The sequence below is a fragment of the Bradyrhizobium sp. 61 genome (genome assembly GCF_023073075.1).
Taxonomy (GTDB): domain Bacteria; phylum Pseudomonadota; class Alphaproteobacteria; order Rhizobiales; family Xanthobacteraceae; genus Bradyrhizobium; species Bradyrhizobium barranii.
The window spans coordinates 78,860-97,514 of record NZ_JADPIU010000075.1 but is presented as its reverse complement, the minus strand read 5'-3'; the positions used below and the strand labels follow the sequence as shown (position 1 = coordinate 97,514).

Sequence of the window (18,655 nt, the reverse complement as noted above, 5' to 3'; positions counted from 1 at the left end):
CCGCCCGCATTTGCGTAGCGAATTCCGCATGTTGGAATTGCGGTAACGGCATCCGCCACGGCGTCAAAACGCAATACTTGACAGTGGAAAGATTGCCTTGTTGGTATGGCCTCCAGCTTTCGATTTGCTCGCCACCAAAGGATCGTTTCGCCTATGTCCATGCCTGCCTTGTTCAAGGGGCGCCTGTCGATCCCCGTGATCGGTTCGCCGCTCTTCATCATCTCGGTGCCCGATCTCGTAATCGCGCAGTGCAAGGCCGGCGTGGTCGGCTCGTTTCCGTCGCTGAACGCGCGGCCGCCGGAGCTGCTCGACGAATGGCTGGCGCGGATCACCGAAGAGCTCGCGGCCTATGACCGCGCCCATCCCGACAAGCCGTCGGCGCCGTTCGCGGTGAACCAGATCGTGCACAAGTCGAACAACCGGCTCGATCACGACATGCAGCTCTGCGCCAAGTACAAGGTGCCGATGATCATCTCGTCGCTCGGCGCGCGCGAGGAGCTCAATCAAGCGGTGCACGGTTGGGGCGGCATCGTCTTCCACGACGTGATCAACCAGAAGTTCGCCCACAAGGCGATTGAGAAGGGGGCCGATGGTCTGATCCTGGTTGCGGCCGGCGCCGGCGGCCACGCCGGCACGATCTCGCCGCTGGCCTTCGTCGCAGAAACGCGAAAATGGTTCGATGGCCCGATCGCGCTGTCGGGTGCCATCGGCAACGGCAAGGCGATCCGCGCCGCGCGCATCCTCGGCGCAGACTTCGCCTATATCGGCTCGGCCTTCATTGCGACCAAGGAAGCCAACGCGGTCGAGAAATACAAGGAGATGATCGCGGGCTCGACGGCCGACGACATCGTCTACTCCAACCTCTTCACCGGCGTGCACGGCAACTATCTGAAGCCATCGATCCTCGCGGCCGGCATGGATCCGGAAAACCTGCCGACGTCCGATCCGTCCAAGATGAACTTCGGCACGGATGCCTCCGGCGAGCGGGCCAAACCGAAAGCCTGGAAGGAGATCTGGGGTTCGGGCCAAGGCATCGGCAGCGTCGACGGCATCATCCCGGCCGCCGATCTGATCGCGCGCTTCAAGAAGGAATATGACGAGGCGATCGATCCGCCGCTCTAACCGCTCTCGTGTCGCGGACGCGCTGCACCGTGCAACGCTGCTGCGCAGAGCCGGGACCCATCGCTGCAGCACATGGACCCCGGCTCTGCAGCGCACCGCTTACGCGCTGCGCTGCGTCCGGGGAACGCCAGCCCAGATATCGTGCAAACATGACCGCCATCTATAGCATCGACGGCAACAGCGTCGTCACCAGCCCCAATGCTGCAGGTCCGTGGGACCGGCGTATGCAGCACGGCTCGGCGCCGTCTGCGCTGGTGACGTGGGCGGCGGAACGCATTCCGACGCCGGTGCCGATGAATGTTGCGCGCGTCACCATCGACTTGATGCGCCCGGTGCCGGTGGCGCCGCTCTCGATCGAGAGCGAGGTTTTGCGCGAGGGGCGCAAGATCCAGCTCTGCGAGATCAAGTTGTTCGCCGACGGTGTTCAGGTCGTCGGTGCCACCGTGCTCAAGATCAAGCGGCAATCACAGCCTTTGCCGGACGACGTCAAGGAGTTGCCGGTCACGCTGCCGTCGCCCGAGGACTCGCTGGTCGAGGACGGCCATGGCGCGACCAGTCCGTTCGCAGGCATGGTCTCGATGCGCGCCGCGCGCGGCCGCTTCGGCCAGGCCGGGGCCGGCGCGATCTGGTTTCGCCTCGACCATCCGCTGGTCGAAGGCGAAGCGGTCTCGCAGGCGATGCGCGCCGTGGTCGCTGCCGATTTCTCCAACGGCACCGCCTCGACGCTCGACTTCCGCGCCTGGACCTACATCAATGCCGACCTTACTGTGAACCTATCGCGCCAGCCGGTCGGCGAGTGGATCTTGCTCGACGGCGAATCCTGGATCGGTCCCGACGGCGCCGGCCTCGCGATGTCGCGGCTCGCGGATCGTCACGGCTATTTCGGCCGGGCGGTGCAGAGTCTGGTGATCGAAAAGCGGTAAGCGTGTCGGCAAGCGCCGTGATCGCTCCTTGCGCCGATGGAACGGCAAACTTCCGCCGCCGCGGAAGGGATGCCCTGGTCGCGAACCTCTTCTTGTCCGGAGGTCTCTGTTCGACGCCAGCGTCCTGCCAGTTCAGCTGCCGTAGACGATCTTGATCTCCCACAGCAGGACGATGATAGCCGTGATCAACGTGATCGCGGCCAACGCACTTTCCAAGGAAGCGACTCTCATTTGATACTCCGCTTCCCAGCCCCGTCAGCGGTCTAGTTGATTCGTTGATTCGCCTGCAATTGCGCGGACGGCGTGCCTGAAAAGTCCCTTCCGAGCTGTTGTTCGTGGGTCACAGCGACCCGTAGAACCCCGGGGTCCGGCTGCGGGAATACGTGCGGTGCTACCTGCCACAAGTTGCAGATCGGGGATGACTACCCCACCATCCGGTCCCGTCCACTCCAGAAGCCTGCGCGCAGCACCTTCTTGTCGACCTTGCCGACGCCGGTCATCGGCAGCTGCTTGACGAACTGGATCTGCTTCGGTGCATGTGCCGAGCCTTTTCGCGTCCTCACCAGATTGATCAGCTCGTCCGGATCGGGCTTTGCCCCCTCGCGCGGCACGACTATGGCGGTGACGGCTTCGCCCCATTTCTCGTCGGGGACGCCGACGACCGCGACCATCGCGACATCCGCATGCTGCGACAGCACGTCCTCGACCTCGCGCGGAAAAATGTTGAAGCCGCCGGAGACGATCATGTCCTTCTTGCGGTCGAGGATGAACATGTAGCCGCGCTCGTCCTTGCGCGCGACGTCGCCGGTGTGGACCCAGCCATTCTTCAGCGTCTCGGCTGTGATGTCGGGCCGCTTCCAGTATTCGGCCATGGCATGCGGCGCGCGCACGCAGATCTCGCCGGCTTCGCCCGTCTTCACTTCATGGTCGTTGTCGTCGAGGATCCTGACCTCGCAGGCCGAGATCGGGAAGCCGCAGGACAGGAACAACTCCGGCGTTTTTGGATCGTGATCCGCCTTGCGCAGCACCGAGATCGGATAGCATTCGGTCTGCCCGTAAAGCTGTGAGAACACCGGCCCAATGCGTTCGATGCCCTCGACCAGCCGGCTCGGCGACATCGCGGAAGCGCCATAGAGCACGAGCTCGAGCGAGGACAGATCGGTCCTGCTCAGCGCGGGATGATCGAGCAGCACATAGATCATGGTCGGCACGAACAGCGTGAAATTGATGCGATCGCGCGCGATCGTCGTCAGCACCGCCTCGGGATCGAAACCCTTCAGCATGTGCACGGTGCCCCCGCGCATCAGGGTCGGCACGACTTTCGTGCCGGCGACATGGCTGATCGGGGCAACCGCGAGGTAGCGTGGGGTGTCAGGGATCTCGAAGTCGGCGAGGATCGCGGCAGCACCCCCGGCGTTCTCGCGGTGATAGCGCAGTGCGCCCTTGGATTTTCCGGTCGTGCCACCGGTGTAATTCAGCGTTGAGAGATCGTCGGGGCCGGCGAAGCAATGCGCGCTGGCATGGCCTTCGATCTCGATCGCCTGCAGGAGGTCGACGCCATAGTCGGCCGGTCCCGTGGTGAAGACTGCCTTCAGCCGGCTCGCACTCGCGGCAAGCTCGCCGCCGCGATCGCGGAAGGTGGCGGCATCGACCACCAGCATCTCGGCCTCGGAATCCTCGAGCTGGAAGAGCTGGTCTGCCCTCGATCCCAGCGGATGCAGCCAGGTGACGCAGAGCCTGGATAATTGCGCGGCGACACCGGCGCACCAGGTGTCGGCACGGTTCGCGGTGAGGAACGCGACGCGCGCGCCGGGCTGCAAGCCCAGCCGCATGAACACGGCCTGGATGCGTCCGATCAGGTCGATGGTGCCCTGATAGCTCAGCGATCCACCGGGCCAGGCGAAAGCGGTGCGGCCGGGATAGCGCGACAGTGCCCGCAGCGTCTGCGCGCAAGTCGGGGACGATGCGTGGAGCGGATCGGACATATGTTTCCCCGTTGTTTTGTCATCGACTTTTGACGTGCCAATGTTTGTGCGCAACGCTAGCACAGAGAATGCGGGATGGAACGACAAAGCCCGTGCAAGGAGGCGTGAGTGACATCCGATCGACTGCAACACTTCCGTGATCGTCTCGCGCTGCCTCTGATCGCGGCGCCGATGTTTCTGGTGTCGGGCGTCGAACTCATGGTCGCGGCCTGTCGCAATGGCGTGATCGGCAGCTTCCCCACCGTGAATTGCCGCGGCACGGAACAGCTCGAGGCGTGGCTCACCGAGATCGAAACGCGACTGCGGCAACACGAAGATCACACAGGTCCTAAGGCCGCGCCGCTTTGCCCGAACCTGATCGTGCATCGCTCCAACGCGCGGCTTGAGCAGGATCTCGCGGTGCTGCTGCGACACAAGCCGGAGATCGTCATCACCTCTGTTGGGTCGCCCGCGCCGGTGTTGAAGCCGCTGCACGATGCCGGCGCGCTGGTGCTGGCGGACGTGGCCTCGATCCGCCACGCCCAGCGCGCGGCGGAAGCCGGCGCCGACGGGCTGGTGCTGCTCACCGCGGGCGCCGGCGGGCAGACCGGCTGGCTCAATCCGTTCGCGTTCGTCCGCGCGGTGCGCGCATTCTTTGACGGCATCATCGTGCTCGCCGGAGGCATCAGCGACGGCCGCGCGCTGCATGCGGCTGGAGTCCTCGGCTGCGATCTCGGCTACATGGGCACGAAATTCATCGCGACGCGCGAGAGCATGGCGGACGAGCGCCACAAGGAGATGCTGGTCGACAGCAGCGCCGACGACATCCTGCTGACCACCGCGTTCACAGGGTTGCAGACCAGCATGCTGAAGCCGTCGATCGTGGCTGCGGGCCTCGACCCCGACGATCTGCCGGCACGTCGCGCGATCGACATCGGCAAGGATATTGACGTCGACGCGCGCGAAAACCGCCCGAAACGCTGGCGCGATATCTGGAGCGGGGGGCACGCGACATCGGGCGTGACCGACGTGATGGCGGTCGACGATCTCGTGGCACGGACCCTCGCCGAATATCGCGATGCGGGCGGGCGGTAGGCGGTGTCCTTGCCCTCGCCCCGCTTGCGGGGGAGGGACAGGGGGCGCCGTCGGCTCCGATCACAGTTAATCGAGCGCTCCTCCGCAGCCCCGTACTTAACGGCAGATTAACCAACGCCCGCCAAGAATCCCCTCACGGCCGCCAATCGGGACCGAGAGGGACAGGCGATGGACTTCGATTTTCTCAATAGCAAGACAGCCGCGACGCTGGACGAAATCCGGGTCCGCGTGGCCCATGCGCTGGCCCGTCATCCGCTGTGCCGCAACGTGCGCTTCGACATCCTCAGCGTCCCCCGCACCCGCCGGGGCGGCAACTGGACGGTGACGCTGCAATCGGTCGAGCCGCGCGCGGTCTGGGAGGCCTCCGAGATCGTCGCCGACATCCAGGATGCCTACGACCTGGCGCTAGCTGCCTGATTTTCTTGAGATTTCGGGCATGTCGCCGCAGTCCGCGCGATTGCCGTTACGATGGCACGGTTAAGCCTTATTTACCGCCCAGTTTCCGGGCACTCATCACGTGGACTTGAAGCTGGGCCTGGAGAGACGTTTGTCCAAAGCCATCACTATCGTCGTGCTGACCTGTTTCCTCGTCCTCGGCGCCGCCACCACCGCCATCCTTGGCCGTGACAGCGTGCCCAGCGTCAGCGCAGAGATGATCACGCAGGCCCCGCCGCCCAAGCAGCTTTTGACAAATCGCGCCGCCAAGGCCGACCGTCTGGTTCCGACGCTGGCGCTGGCTTCGGCCGCGATCGATCCGGTCCAGGTCTCCGCCGACAAGCTTTCGCAGGCGCCGGTGCTGACCGAGCCGCTGCGCCAGGCGTTTGCCGCCGCGACGCCCGCCGATTTCCCGATGCCCAAGGCGAGTGCGCATGAAGCGCCTGCCGCCGCAGAGGCTCCGGCCAAGCCGAAGGTCGCCGCCAAGCCGCAGCCGCAGAAAAACTATTCGTTGCTGTCCGACGTGCAGATCGCGGGCATCAGAGATCGCCTGAAACTGTCGTCGTCGCAGGAATATTACTGGCCCTCGGTCGAGACCGCGCTGCGCAATGTCGTCCGCAAGATCTCCGCGAACAAGCTCTCCAATCCGAACGCGCCGGGCGTGCCGATCGATCCGAACTGCGACGAGGTCCAGCAGTTGAAGTCGGCCGCAATGCCGCTGCTGTTCCAGCTGCGCGAGGATCAGAAGGAAGAAGTGCGCAAGCTCGCCCGCATCATCGGGCTTGAAAAAGTCGCGCAGCAGATCTGACGCGCAAGTTCCTCCGGGAACTGCGTCCCGCATCGGGAACATCCGGCAATCGACAGGCGTTGCCCGCTCCAAAGAGGGAGTGGACCAATGCGCGCCTCGACAGCTTATTTCGTCGGTGCCGGAACGATCGTCGCGGCCATCGCCATTGGTCTCGGTGGCGGCATCGTCGCCGGCAATATCATGAATCCGGTCTCGCCCAAGCAGGGGCCGGACACGAGCAAGATGGCGCAGCGCGCTGAAGCTGCCAAACCCGCGATGACGGACGCGCCTTCCGAGCGCTTGCAATATCTCACCGGCTCGCAAGCCTTCGGCGCCATGATCGCCGCGCCGGCGCAGGCCGAAGCCAAATCCGAACCCGCAAAGCCCGACACGCAGGCTAGTCAGGCGAACGCCGAGCCGTCAGCGTCACAGCCTTCCCAGGCGGCCGCGGCCGAGCCGCCCAAGCCGGCACCGGCATCGCCTCCGCAAGTCGCAAAGCCTGCCGAGCAGCAGGCATCGACAGAGCAGCCATCCTCACCCGACAACGCCTATGCCAAGGCCAGGGATTCCGATGTGAAGCGCGCCGCGTCCGAACGGCGCCGCATGGAGCGCCGCGAGCGCTGGGCCGAGCGCCGGCACTACGATCCCCGCGAGCCGCGTGGCATGCGCGACCGCACCGATTGGGATGACGTCGCGCGCAACATCCGCGAAGATTCCGATGCGCGCGATGTCGCGAGCCGGCCGCGCGGCGGCTTGCCGCAGATCAGGCTGTTCGGGTCTCACGACGATTAGCGCCCATCCTCGCCGTCGCGCACGCGATCGTGAGCGACGGTTCGTTCTGCGGACGCGCTTGCCCCGAATTTCAACTTCCAGACGATCTCCGTTCAATGCATGATTGGCGTGGCTAGCCAAAGGCCGCGTCATGGGCGTAGCGCTGTTAGCTTGGGGTCGCTTCTTCGCGCCGTACCGCGAAGGCGTCACCGTGCCGGCGTCGGTTGATAAAGCCGGCATTGCCTGGCTGCTCTACCTTCTCCCGCGACACGCGCGCAATCGCGGTTTCACCGCGCTGCAATGGCCCTCGAAGGCGGATGACGGGGCGGCCTTCTCGACTGACCTCACTTATCTCGCATTGCAAACCTTTTAGAGGTTTCCATGTCGATACATCTGTTGTGGACGTCCGCGGACAGTCTCATCGTGGCCTTTGCGCTCGCATTCATCGTTCCGCAACGGCATGTGCTGCCGCTCATTCTGATGTTCGGCGCTTGCGATGCGCTGGGTTCCGCGCTCGGCGTCACGATGCCGGTCGCGGGCGGGTTCGCAGCGATCCTGTTGATCGCGTGCGGCGCATCGCTGGTGGTGCGCCACCCCATCGCGCAACGTCTTTTGAATGCGCCGGGCTGGTTCTATGTGCTGCCACCGCTGCTGGCGATCGACAATGTCGTATCGCGTACGCCTGATGCGCCGGCCGTTGCCGCACTGTCGAGCGCGATCATGGCCGGGCTCGGCTTTGCCTGCGCAGCCGTCGTGTCGCGCGGGTGGCGCGCAGGCTTGCGCGACGTACGACCGCTTGCAGCGGCTTGCCTGATTGCGGCCGGAAGCCTCCTCGCCTACGGAGCCTGACCATGGTCGTCTCCGTCACGACCCGCAGCTACGACCGTGCCCGTACCGGTACGAACAATTCCGAGACGGTGCTGACGGCGACCGCCGTCCGCAGCAGGGGCATCGTCAAACTCTTCAGCCTTCCGATTCCCGACGATCCCAGGCTCGAGGCGCAGCCGCTGGCGGTCGGCGGCGTGCACACAGCCGACGGCAAGATCCGCGACCTGATCTTCCAGGCCAGCATGGGCAATTGGGTCTATGCATTCGACGCTGTGACCGGTGAGAAGATCTGGTCGACCAACTTGGGGCGTCCCATCGTCGGAACGAGGGCGATCGACGGCCACATGACCAACGTCCATTGGGGCATTCTCTCGACTCCGGTGATCGACGAGGGGGCGGGCATTCTCTATGCCTGCGCCTGGATCAGCGACGACGGCAGCGTCGTCAAGGGGCAGCATTTCCTCGCCGCGCTGCGGATCCGCGACGGCTCGAAGGTGCACGGGCTGCTGAACCTGGAGGGCGCGGTCTACACGCCGCCGAACGGCCTGCCGGTGCAGAAATTCGTCTCGGCCCAGCGCAAGCAGCGCAGCGCCCTGACGCTGACGCGGAACCACGTGCTGATTCCCTTCGGCACGATCGCCGAGACCTCGAAGACGGCGCGCGGCTGGCTGCTCGCGGTCGACGTCCATGCCTGGCGGCTCGCTGCGTCGTGGTGCTCCACGGTCACCGGATCCGGCGGCGGGCTGTGGCAGAGCGGGGCCGGCCCGGCCCTCGCTCCCGACGGTTCGATCTACGTCATCACCGGCAACGGAGCGTTCTCGCCGCAGCATGGCGATTTCGGCGAGAGCATCGTGCGGCTCGCCTTGCACACCGGAAGCCATGCGCATTTCGAAGTCATGTCGTGGTGGGCGCCATGGACCGACGCCAACCGGGTCGGCGCGGCCGCGGACGCAGCAGCCGCCGACGATGACGACAATGACGAACTGGCGCTGCCGTCGAACGTTTCCCTGCCCTCCGTGATCGCGCATGCGAGGCGCATGGGAATGACGCTGAAGCCGCGGTATGCGCGCGAGATGCCGCATGTCGCGGTCACCTCGGGTCGCAGTGCAACCGATGCGCAGATCGCGCCGGTCGTGGCGCATCACATGGAGGCGATGAACGAGTCGATGTGGGGCGACCAGGATTTCGGTTCCGGCGGTCCGGTCTATGTCGCCTCCGCCCATGCCATTCTGGCTGCGGGCAAGGACGGCATCCTCTACACCGGCAATGCCAATGCGCTCGGCAAGACGCAGCCGGGCGAACTTGCGGCCGGCCATTTCGCGGCGAACTACAACAGGCTTCTCATGCCACCGATCCTGTACACGTATTTCGATCCCGCCGTGCCGCCGGCGCCGGCGTCACCGATGGAGCTGAACGTGTTTCCCGGCGGCGCGACGCGGCATCTGCATGGCACGCCGCTGCTGTTCCAGTCCGCCACCCACGGCACCATGCATTTCGTCGGCGGCGAGAACAGCGCCTTGCGGGCCTGGTCGATTGCGGCCGACGGGAGAACGACCTATCTCGCCGGGGGCAACGAGATCGCCTCGCCGCAATCGCCGCGTCCGCCGGGCGGCATGCCCGGCTGGAGCATCACGCTTGCCGCCAACAACGGCACTGATGGCATCATCGTGGCGATGGTGCCCTATCAGGACAGCAACATGATTCTCAGTCCGGGCCGCTTCCTGGTTTACGACGCGCAGAATTTCGCCACCAATCCGGATGGCTCCAAACGGCTCCAGGTGATCTGGGACAGCGAGGACTGGGGGCCGGAGCACGCCTTCATGCATCCCAAGTTCAACCGTCCGATCGTCTGGAAAGGCCGCATCTATCGCCCGACTTATGACGGCCGCATCGACGTCTATGGCCTGACGAACTAGCTGCTGTCCCTCTCCCTTCTTCGCGGGAGAGGGTGGCTCGCGGCAGAGCGTCTCTGCTCTTGGTGCGTCGAAGCAACTCTCATCCGCCTCGCCATTGGCAAGGCACCTTCTCCCACAGGGGGAAGAAGATCACCCGCCGTGCGACTCCACCACCTTGCGGCAGGCATCCGAGAGCTTTGTCTTGTTCTCGCGCAGGCAGGCATTCATCTGCGGCGGCTTGCCGATATGTTCGGCGCAGAATTTGCCGGCGTCGCTGCGGCAGGCCATCTGCTCCTGCGGCGTCGGACCGGATTGCGCAGCGGCGGGCAGGATGGCGGCAGCGAGCAGCAGCGCAGCAAGAACTGAAGTCTTCATGAGACACCTCTTTGGGATTGTGACGGGTCCCGCTGGGATCGGGTGAGCCGGACCATCTCGCGGAGGGCCGTTGCCGGTCCATGCCATGTTCATGGCATCGGCTCGCTCGGCGCACCCCCATCTTCATGGCATGTATCCGCGCGCCGTCTTTTGCCATTCAGGCTGCACGTCGGCTGCGAAACCCGGTGATTGCATCGGGGCGCCGAACGGGAAGCAGGAGAGCAAGATGTCGAAAAACGTGGGCGCGCTGAGCGCCGGGCTGACGGTCATGATGCTCGCGGGTGCGGCGATGGTGTCGCTGGGCACGAGCCCGGCGCAGGCGGTGGTCTATTGCAAGACGGTCGGCGTGCCCAAGGGCTGCGTGGTGCGGCCGACCGGGGCGGTGGTGGTTGCGCCGGCCGCCGCGGTCGCGGTGGCGACGCCCGGGGTGGGCGCGCCCGGCGTCGGCGTTCGTGCGGGAACGCCGATGAATCGCGGAGGCCCGGTCAATCGCGTCGGCGTGCGCTGACGATCTCGTTTGATTGAGTTGATTGCATCGCTTCGGGCGAAAGGATGACTTGCGGACGAACCCCCCGTCCTCCGCATGACGATAATCCGGCCCGTTCCCTCTCTCCGTGCGTCCCACACGTTCGGGGAGGGGGCTTTTCAGCCCGTGGCGGCGGCGTCGCTATCGGGAAAGGTTTTCGGCAGTTGCAGCCGTACGCGCGTACCCGAGGAATCCGAGGCCAGATCCAGCACCGCGCCGCAGCGCGCGGCGCGGCTTCGCATGTTGCGCAGACCCCGCGCGGTCTGGCCCGCACTGCCGGCTTCGCCGTTGCCGGACAGGGCAAAGCCCTTGCCGTCGTCCGCGACGCTGATCATGCCACGCGGCCCGTCGCCCTCTCCTTGGCCATCGTCGAGCGTCTCGATGGTAACGACGATATGGCGCGCCTGCGCGTGCTTGACCGCGTTGGTCACGGCCTCGTCGAGGATGCGCACGATCTGGATGACGTGCCATGGCCGCAGTTCAGGATGCAGCGGCAGGCCCTGCGGCGTCGCCACGTGCCATCCGAGTGCGACGTCGTGCGGCCGCAATTGTGCCGCCGCGCGCTCGCGCCAGGAGCCGAGCGCAAGCATCAGGTCGCCGCCGATGTCGTCCATGGAATCGATAACGAGGCGCAGATCCTTCAACGCGGCGCGCGCAGCGTCCGTGATGGTCGCGCCCTCGTGCCCACGCTCGGAGAGCGCGACGATGCTGACGAGCTGACCGCCGAGGCCGTCATGCAGGTCGCGCATCAAGCGCGTGCGCTCGTTGGCGAGTGCGGCGGCCCGGGCGCGCTCTTCTTCGCGGGCGAAGCTTGCCTTCAGCCGCTCCTCGGCCTCGCGCACGCGTGCGACGAGCTGGCCGGCGAAGCTGTCGACCTCGTTGAGCGCGCGGGCGAAGCGCCAGGTCAGTCCGGCGCCTATCGCCACCAGCATCGCGGAATAGGACAGCCGCGTGACGAAGGTGCGATCGTCCGGCACGAACTCGAACGCCGAGAGCATGTCGTGAAACCAGCAGGTCAGCACGATGGTCACGGCGCAGCCGAAGGTAAAGCTCGCCGCGTCCTGCCGCCTGATCACCGCCCACGTCAGGATGACGACCAGCAGCATCAGGCACAGGCCCACGGTCGGCACGCCGAGGAACAGGAAGGTGATGCGCGGGATCGGCTGGCCCGCAAAGAGCCCGACCAGCAGGATGACGAGCCCCGGCGCGAACAACAGCAGCCCGTAGCGCGGCCAGCGCCAGCCGAAGAACAGCACCGCGAACGTCACGACCAGCGCGCTCTCGATCGGCGCGGACGCCAGCAGGATGGAGGCCAGCCGCGGATAAGGCGCGGGCGGCAGCGGCGCCGGCGCGAAGGCCTGCATCGCGCCGACGAGCATTCCTGCCGCCAGCACGCCATAGACCGGCTCGCGGCGTCGCATCAGCCACATGATGGCGAGGATCACCGCCAGCAACGATTGCCAGGCCGAGAACACCACGGGCAGCGTCACGAACAGCAGCGTGCGCGTCTCGTAGGCTCCCCGCAGGCTTTCGTCCGGCCCGACATAGACGGTGTCGAGGAAGCCTCGCAGCGGACCCCACACCAACAGCCGCACGGTGATCTCGTTGCTGCCGTCGCGCAGCAGCGACGACGGGATCAGTGCGATCTCCGGCGTGTTGCGGTCGGGCCGGTTGGCGGTGGGATCGCGCCGGGAGTCCAGGATCGCGACGCCGTTGACCGCGACCTCCACGCCGTTGCTGAAGCGCGGCAGGAAAACCGACCAGGCCGTGTTTGCCGCATCGGGCTTGAAGACGAACGCGCCCGAATAGAGCGGCGGGTCCTGGAGCGCGTAGCGCGACGACGTGAAATGCGGCAACGTCACCGCCCGGGTCGTGCCGTCCTCCCGCAGCGAAAATTCGCTCACGGCATAATCGTCGGGGTCGCTGGGCTGGAGCAGCCGCAGCCCCTGGATGTTGACGATCACGATCAGCGCCTGGAGCAGCAGATAGGGCACGAGGCGCGCCGCGATCAGCCGGCGCCGCGGTCGCGCAGGTGCTTTCACCGCGATCTCGCTCACAGCTTGATCAGGCCCTGCTGCACCGCCTCGAACACGGCTTCACTGCGCGTGTGCACTTCGAGCTTGCGATAGATGTTCTTGATGTGGCCGGGCACGGTCTGCCTGGACAGGCCGAGATGGCTCGCGATCTCGGCGTAGCTGAAACCCTTGGCGATGCCCCAGAGGATATCGATCTCGCGCGGGGTGAGTCGTGCGGTGTTGAGCACGGGCCCGCGCGGCGGCTCGGCCGAACTCGGCGCGGCGCCTTGCGTTCTGCGCACGATGAAACGGGCGATCGAGGCCGAGATCGGCGAATGGCCGGCGACCAGATCGCGCACGGTGGTGGCGATGTCGGTCGGGAAGGCGTCCTTCAGGAGATAGCCGGTGGCTCCGACCGTGATCGCCGAGATCACGCTCTCCTCGTCGCCGAGCGCCGAGATCACCATGATCTCGGTGTCGGGAAAGCGCTGCCGGGTCTCGCGGATCAGCTCGATGCCATGGCCGTCGGGCAATCGCAGATCGGTCAGCAGCACGCGCGGCGCGCCGCCGTTCAGGGCTTGGCGCGCCTCGCCGAGCGTGGCTGCGCTGCGCACCTTGTAGCCGGCCTTGACCAGCGCATCCTGGAGCCGCCAGCAGGTCGGCGCGTCGTCCTCGACGAGGAGGATGGTGATGGCCTCACCCGTCTCGCCCTGTTCGCTCATGTTCATCGTCCCGCACCACGTGTCCCCCGCGGCGCGAGGCCAAGTTTAGCCGCGGCGCGGACGCCGCGACACCCATAATCATGGGGGCGTTGTCACTCTTCCGCTCCGTTGTGGCCGGCGCCTACTGCTTTGCCGCAGCCGATGGCGTCGGCGGCGCGGGCAGACGCTGTACCGTGATCCGCGCCGTGCCGCTGTTGTTCTTGTAGTATTGTTCGTCCGGCCCGAAATAGTCGGCGTATTTTGCTGGGGCCAGCCATCGCAGGAAGCCCGGGACGATCTGCACGGCGTCGTTGACGTAGAAGAACAGCTCGCCGGAATCAGGTGCGGTGAATTCGGCCACCATCCGGTCTGCAAGTTTCTGCGTGTCCCAAACCTTGCGTGCCGAATCGTCTGGCGGAAGCGCATCGAATGTGTCCATCTTCGCGATACCGGCCTTGAGTTTCGTCAGCTTCGCCGCATCGTCCGTACTCGATTCCTCGGCGTTTTCGATGCGGACGGGATATCTGTTTTTTGGCTCATCCTGAGCATTGTCCTCGGGGAGGGTCGGGTCAATGCGGCGCGGCAGTTCATCTGCCGACATCACGTTCATGGCCTGCAGCGGCTGATCGTTCAGGCCCTTCTCGCCGACGCGTACGACCGGCTGGAACCAGTCCGCGCCGAACAGTCGCCGGGTCGGGAGAGCGAGGTAATGGTGGTTTTCGTAGGTCTGGAATCCGTTGACGCCGGTCATGATCGTGCGGTCGAACCAGCGTTGGTCGATATCGATCCAGACCCGGTATTTGCGGCCTTTCTCCACGGCGAGCCTGCTTGCCCAACAGAACTGGTTGACGTTGAAAAGCTCGACCGCAGGAAGCGCGTTGTCGCCCACCGGCTTGGCTGGCGGAATGTCCACCGCGACGTTCATTCCCTTTTTCTTCGCCTCTGCGGCTTTTGTTTCCGGGGCTTCACAAACCTGTCCGGTCGCGACGCGCCAGGTGAAGAAGCTGCTCGAGGCGATCAGCAAGGCCGCGGCGTAGATGACGACGATGGAGACGATGGGAAAGATGATCTTGGTGAACGGAAAGCTCATCCACCGCGCATTTCGCTGCATCAAACCGCCAAACCTGAACAACAAACTCATCCGGCTGAGGTTTTTTGCGCTTGCCTTCCGTTCCGGCCGGTACCAGGCGAGCCGCGCCCGCTCCTGGATGCCATCACGCAGCGAGGCGTTGATGCTCCAGACCCACCACGTGACCAGCACGACGAGTGAGGTCGCGACAGGATAATAGAGTGCGATATTGAGCCATGGCCCCGCATAGGAGGGCAACACGTTCTTGAGCAGGTTCGCGACGGAGCCGAGTATGGCGCTGAAACCCCAGTCGATGTTGCTGACAAAATCGCGCAGGCTCTTGCCGGATGTATCTATGATCTTGTGGGCGATCCACGGCCAGGCGGCAATGATGCCCGTCATGATCAGGAGCGCGAAATAGGCCACGCGTCGCCACCACACGGCGCCGCGCGCCAGATTCGCCATGTCCGCGTCTGGCGCTTTCATTCCAGTGAAGGCGTCGGATTCCTCCTTGCTTATCGGGCGCCTCGCTTTCTTCGCGTAGGCGTCATGCATGGCCTGGTGCGCGCCGTCATTGGTGAGCTCCCTGATGCTTCCGTCGGGCATCAGCACCCGCGCGTTCGCCGGCAGCATGATCGGCGCATAATCGTCGCATCCGAACAGCATTCGTTCGACCACGGCGAAGTGAACGACCGGTTTGCCGCCGTTCACATCGCCTTCGAGGATCGGCCGCGGACCGTAGCGGTAAAGCACGGCGGCGCCGCTGCGTGAATCGTGCTTTGGCCCGATCGCCGATTGATACTCGCGGAAACGCTCGATCGTGCCGTTCTGGAAGCGCAATTGGCCACCGAGCTGCTCGGTCATCCAGACCAGCGGAACGAAGGAGAGGGTGGATTCCGGGTAACCGCCGCCAATGTCGGAATGGACGCCCGCGAACCACACCTCCTTGACAGTCTGGTCATTCGCCAGACGGCTCTGGTCGATCCGCAGCGGATGAAAGGTGGTGCGCTCGTCGTCGAGCGCGAGCGCGTGACAGATGTGCTTCGCCTTGCGCGAGGGCCGATGATTGCGGAACGAAATCGGCCAAATTGCCCAGTCGATCGCGACGCGCAGCTCCTCGATCGGTACGCCGAAAGCCTCGACCGTGTCGAACAGCCCGAGGAATTCGATCTTGACGTTCTTGCGGCCGGCCATGGCCTTGCGGACCGTGCAATAGGAGCGGTGCCCGCAGACGAAATGGTAGATGATGAGCAGCAGGTCGCGAATCCAGCGCGTAATCCAGATCGTCGGCAGGCTGCGATAGCCCACCGATTCCTTGCGGTATTCCCGCCATGCGGACATGGCGTTGCGCTCCATCTCGGCATGCGAGACCGGCTCGCCCTTGATTTCCGCCGGCACCAACCCCTGGCTCGCGATCAGCGCCGCCAGCGTGCGCGCGGTGAAAGCGCCGCGGCTGAAGCCGAAGATGTAGATCTCGTCGCCCTCGCGCCAGTTCCAGCACAGGAAGCGGTAGAGCTTGCGGACGTTGGAGGGAACGCCGATGCCGGTGGCGCCGTCGATGGCTGCGAGCGGCGCCCAGCCGGCGGTGCCGACACCCTTGATGTAGTGCGCGATCTGGTCCGGCTGGGTGTGGTCGAGCGCTTCATAGAGCCGCCAGACGCTGGATTCCTGGGCGGTGAACGCGTTGCCCGTGCCGTCGGCGAACAGCACCAGCTTGCGCTTCGACAGGGTGTTGGCGGTCGTCCCGCCGGCGCTTGCATCGTCATGCGTGTGCTTGGGTCTGGCAGAATTACCATTCCGCGCGCCATCATGCTGGGTCATGGGGCCCCTCTGGCAATCGACGGTGAAGCACTTCAGGCTGGCGCCGTTCAGCACTCCACAATTTCAATCAATGGTTGCGTCATGAAAGAAGGTGCATTCTGTGCATAGTCCCGTTGAGGTAGCAAGCGGGATCGCGCCGCCGCCCTGCCGCGGTCGGACGCCGCGGCATGACGGTTACGAAAACGTTTGGTCTTGCTGGTGCCGGTGGCGAGAGGCGTGATGTCGGCGGACGCCTCTCCCCTGCGAGCGGGGAGAGGCGGAGTGTTCAGCTCCTACCTGCCATTGCCGCGGCAAGCGCCGCCGGGGCCGATATGGTAGCCGCGCGGGCAGGCATGCGCGGCGGGGTTGGCGTAGTTCCTGAGGCAGCCGCCATAGGGGCCGCGGTGCCAGCCGGGGCCGCAGCCGCCGGCGACCGCGATGACGTCGCCGTTCGCGCCTGCGTTGAGCAGGGTGAGCGGCATGGCCTGGGCAACGCCCGTGATCGCGCCGAGCGTGAGAGCCGTGGCAAACAGGGTGCGTATCATGTCTTCCTCCCGAATGCCGTTGCTTCAATGGCCGGCGGCGAACGCGATGCCGGCGCGTACTTCGGCGATCGCCTGGTCGATCATCCCGATCGCCTTCTCGCGATGACCGCCCTTGTTCGGCTCTGCCTTGCCGAGCTCGGCGCGGGCCGATTGCAGGATCGCGATGGCTTCGTCCATGTGCGGCTGCGCGCCCAGCGCGTAACCGATGCAGAGGCTGGTCGCGATGGCGCCGCCGAGCACGAGGCTGCGGGGTAGAGAGGTTCGCATGTCGTTGTCTCCTCCAGCGGGCGTCAGGCTGGGGCCGCCCGTTTGCCCGGATGCAGTTCTTGTGTGGCGTGCCGCATCCGCGGCCTGAATAGGGCCCGCTTGTGTGGGGCGTCTTGGACTGTACGGCGCCAGCGCCGTCGCAGCTTGGACTGACCGGCGCGGCTTGATTCACGTTGGCGTGCTGATAGCTTGCGGTATGCTGGTCTTCTGCGGGCGTCTGTTTGGCGTGCGAGGTTCGGCGAGCGCCAAGCCTTTTTTAAGAACTTAGAAAAGCCATTCTCGAAAAGTCGTTCTCGATGTCCGTCATCAGGAAGTCGCTCTCGACCGAGATGCTGCCGCAGGACTTGTCCGACCGGCAGCGCTTCATCCGCTTCGCGGAGCTGTTCGAGCATTTCTCCAACACCGGCGAGCTCGATCCGGCGTCCGACGTGCCGTTTCGCGCCACGATGAACTCGATCCATATCGGCACCACCATGCTCGGCCGTTGCGACGGCAGCTTCGTCACGGTCCGGCGCGAGAAGCGCCAGGTGATCGAGACCGGCGACGACCGCTTTTGCCTCGCGCGCAACACCGGAGATATTCCGTCTCAGGTGATCCATCGCGGCCGCGAGTTCACCATGCGGCCGGGAGCGATGGTGCTGCTCAAGCTGGACGAGCCGTTCTTCGCGGCCGACGGCGCGAGCCAAAAGCGCTTCACCAACGTGCATCTGCCGGTCGATACGCTGCGCGCGATGGTCGCCGACATCGACGATCTCGTCGGCTGCGAGCTCGAGCCCGGCGGCGCGCTGTCGCTGGCGATGGATTACAGCGATCTCCTCCTCCGCAATCCCACGGCCGCCGACGAGGCCGGCATGGCGATCGCCGGCCATCTGCTCGACCTTGCCGCGATCGGTCTCGGTGCCCGCAGCGATATCGCCACTGCCGCGCGACGGGGGGGCCTGCGCGTCGTGCGGCTCAAGGCCGTGCTGTCGATTCTTGAGGCGCGCTTCCACGAGCCGGGTTTTTCCGCCCAGAAGCTTGCCGCCGCCGCCGGCCTATCCGAGCGCTACGTCAACGAGCTGCTGTTCGAGGCCGGCGCCAGCTTCACCACCCGCCTCACTGAGCTGCGTCTGCGCAAGGCCGCCGACCTCCTGGCACATCGCGAGGGCCGCATCAGCGACATCGCCTTTGCCTGCGGCTTCAACGATCTCTCTTATTTTAACCGCTGCTTCCGCAGGCGGTTTGGGTTGACGCCGACCGCGGCGAGGGGGAAGTGAGAGAGCGCTAGGTCTCCACCCGCGGCGGCGGATAGCGCCGTGCCAGCGCCGACAGCGGCAGGTGCCGTTCGCCTTCCGGCAGCTCCAGAAAGGCCAGCACTTGCGGCCGCTTCCAGTCACCGATGCCGAAATCCATCGCCGTCCATTTCTGCGGCTCGGGGCCTTCGAGGCCCCGGACCCAGACGAAATAGCGGGGGAGGTCGTCGGCGTCCGCTTCCGTCGTGCGTCTCCTGGCCATCGAAGCTGCTCACTGCATCACCATTCATTGCGGTAGGATATAG

General features: G+C 65.4%; 19 protein-coding genes. 11 read left to right on the top strand and 8 right to left on the bottom strand.

Translation table 11 applies throughout. The features are described 5' to 3' along the window. Positions 1–153 precede the first annotated feature (153 nt). Positions 154–1,122, top strand: coding sequence for a nitronate monooxygenase family protein (locus tag IVB46_RS28850; RefSeq protein WP_014491545.1), 969 nt, complete (start codon positions 154–156; stop codon positions 1,120–1,122). A 149-nt stretch (positions 1,123–1,271) separates the two neighbouring features. After that, complete coding sequence (locus tag IVB46_RS28845) at positions 1,272–2,045, top strand: thioesterase family protein (RefSeq protein ID WP_247313440.1); 774 nt, start codon at positions 1,272–1,274, stop codon at positions 2,043–2,045. Between the two features lie 422 nt (positions 2,046–2,467). Here the strand turns inward: IVB46_RS28845 and IVB46_RS28840 are convergent, their stop codons facing one another. Continuing rightward, complete coding sequence (locus tag IVB46_RS28840; RefSeq protein ID WP_247313437.1) at positions 2,468–4,030, bottom strand: AMP-binding protein; 1,563 nt, start codon at positions 4,028–4,030, stop codon at positions 2,468–2,470. A 108-nt stretch (positions 4,031–4,138) separates the two neighbouring features. Between IVB46_RS28840 and IVB46_RS28835 the strand changes: the two genes are divergently transcribed. The 7 genes from IVB46_RS28835 (at position 4,139) to IVB46_RS28805 (ending at position 9,841) form a co-directional block, all read left to right on the top strand. Continuing rightward, a complete protein-coding gene (locus IVB46_RS28835) occupies positions 4,139–5,104 on the top strand; it encodes a nitronate monooxygenase (RefSeq protein ID WP_247313433.1) in 966 nt (321 codons plus the stop codon). A 168-nt stretch (positions 5,105–5,272) separates the two neighbouring features. Further along, entirely contained in the window at positions 5,273–5,521 is a 249-nt protein-coding gene (locus IVB46_RS28830; RefSeq protein WP_028147356.1) for a hypothetical protein, read from the top strand. 130 nt (positions 5,522–5,651) lie between these two features. Beyond that, positions 5,652–6,347: a hypothetical protein gene (locus tag IVB46_RS28825; protein ID WP_247313430.1), complete on the top strand. Its 696-nt coding sequence runs from the start codon at positions 5,652–5,654 to the stop codon at positions 6,345–6,347. 87 nt (positions 6,348–6,434) lie between these two features. After that, complete coding sequence (locus IVB46_RS28820; RefSeq protein WP_247313427.1) at positions 6,435–7,118, top strand: hypothetical protein; 684 nt, start codon at positions 6,435–6,437, stop codon at positions 7,116–7,118. 130 nt (positions 7,119–7,248) lie between these two features. Then, on the top strand, positions 7,249–7,470 hold the full coding sequence (locus tag IVB46_RS28815; RefSeq protein WP_247313425.1) for a hypothetical protein: 222 nt from the start codon (positions 7,249–7,251) through the stop codon (positions 7,468–7,470). 8 nt (positions 7,471–7,478) lie between these two features. After that, the gene (locus IVB46_RS28810) at positions 7,479–7,946 is read left to right on the top strand and encodes a hypothetical protein (RefSeq protein ID WP_247343971.1); all 468 of its coding nucleotides are present in this window, start codon (positions 7,479–7,481) and stop codon (positions 7,944–7,946) included. Positions 7,947–7,948: 2 nt separating this feature from the next. Then, a complete protein-coding gene (locus IVB46_RS28805) occupies positions 7,949–9,841 on the top strand; it encodes a hypothetical protein (protein ID WP_247313420.1) in 1,893 nt (630 codons plus the stop codon). Positions 9,842–9,970: 129 nt separating this feature from the next. Here IVB46_RS28805 and IVB46_RS28800 read toward each other — a convergent pair whose 3' ends face one another. Further along, positions 9,971–10,195 (bottom strand): cysteine rich repeat-containing protein, encoded by a 225-nt coding sequence (locus tag IVB46_RS28800; protein WP_247313417.1) that lies wholly within the window; start codon positions 10,193–10,195, stop codon positions 9,971–9,973. A gap of 226 nt (positions 10,196–10,421) precedes the next feature. Between IVB46_RS28800 and IVB46_RS28795 the strand changes: the two genes are divergently transcribed. Then, a complete protein-coding gene (locus IVB46_RS28795) occupies positions 10,422–10,703 on the top strand; it encodes a hypothetical protein (RefSeq protein ID WP_014491556.1) in 282 nt (93 codons plus the stop codon). 137 nt (positions 10,704–10,840) lie between these two features. Here the strand turns inward: IVB46_RS28795 and IVB46_RS28790 are convergent, their stop codons facing one another. The 5 genes from IVB46_RS28790 to IVB46_RS28770 form a co-directional block, all read right to left on the bottom strand. Further along, positions 10,841–12,778, bottom strand: coding sequence for an ATP-binding protein (locus tag IVB46_RS28790; RefSeq protein ID WP_247313414.1), 1,938 nt, complete (start codon positions 12,776–12,778; stop codon positions 10,841–10,843). Further along, positions 12,775–13,458 carry a response regulator transcription factor gene (locus tag IVB46_RS28785; RefSeq protein ID WP_028170124.1) on the bottom strand — a complete coding sequence of 228 codons (684 nt, stop codon included), beginning with the start codon at positions 13,456–13,458 and terminating at the stop codon, positions 12,775–12,777. Before IVB46_RS28785 ends, IVB46_RS28790 begins: the two co-directional genes overlap by 4 nt. Positions 13,459–13,579: 121 nt before the next feature. Next, positions 13,580–16,327 (bottom strand): DUF2235 domain-containing protein, encoded by a 2,748-nt coding sequence (locus IVB46_RS28780; RefSeq protein WP_247343968.1) that lies wholly within the window; start codon positions 16,325–16,327, stop codon positions 13,580–13,582. 272 nt (positions 16,328–16,599) lie between these two features. Then, the gene (locus IVB46_RS28775; protein ID WP_071909307.1) at positions 16,600–16,851 is read right to left on the bottom strand and encodes a hypothetical protein; all 252 of its coding nucleotides are present in this window, start codon (positions 16,849–16,851) and stop codon (positions 16,600–16,602) included. Positions 16,852–16,875: 24 nt separating this feature from the next. Beyond that, the gene (locus IVB46_RS28770; protein WP_063985829.1) at positions 16,876–17,118 is read right to left on the bottom strand and encodes a hypothetical protein; all 243 of its coding nucleotides are present in this window, start codon (positions 17,116–17,118) and stop codon (positions 16,876–16,878) included. Between the two features lie 296 nt (positions 17,119–17,414). On the opposite strand from IVB46_RS28770, the gene IVB46_RS28765 reads away from it, so the two are divergent. Then, positions 17,415–18,374 carry an AraC family transcriptional regulator gene (locus IVB46_RS28765; protein WP_247313406.1) on the top strand — a complete coding sequence of 320 codons (960 nt, stop codon included), beginning with the start codon at positions 17,415–17,417 and terminating at the stop codon, positions 18,372–18,374. A gap of 7 nt (positions 18,375–18,381) precedes the next feature. Here the strand turns inward: IVB46_RS28765 and IVB46_RS28760 are convergent, their stop codons facing one another. Next, positions 18,382–18,612 (bottom strand): hypothetical protein, encoded by a 231-nt coding sequence (locus IVB46_RS28760; RefSeq protein ID WP_247313403.1) that lies wholly within the window; start codon positions 18,610–18,612, stop codon positions 18,382–18,384. Positions 18,613–18,655 lie beyond the last annotated feature (43 nt).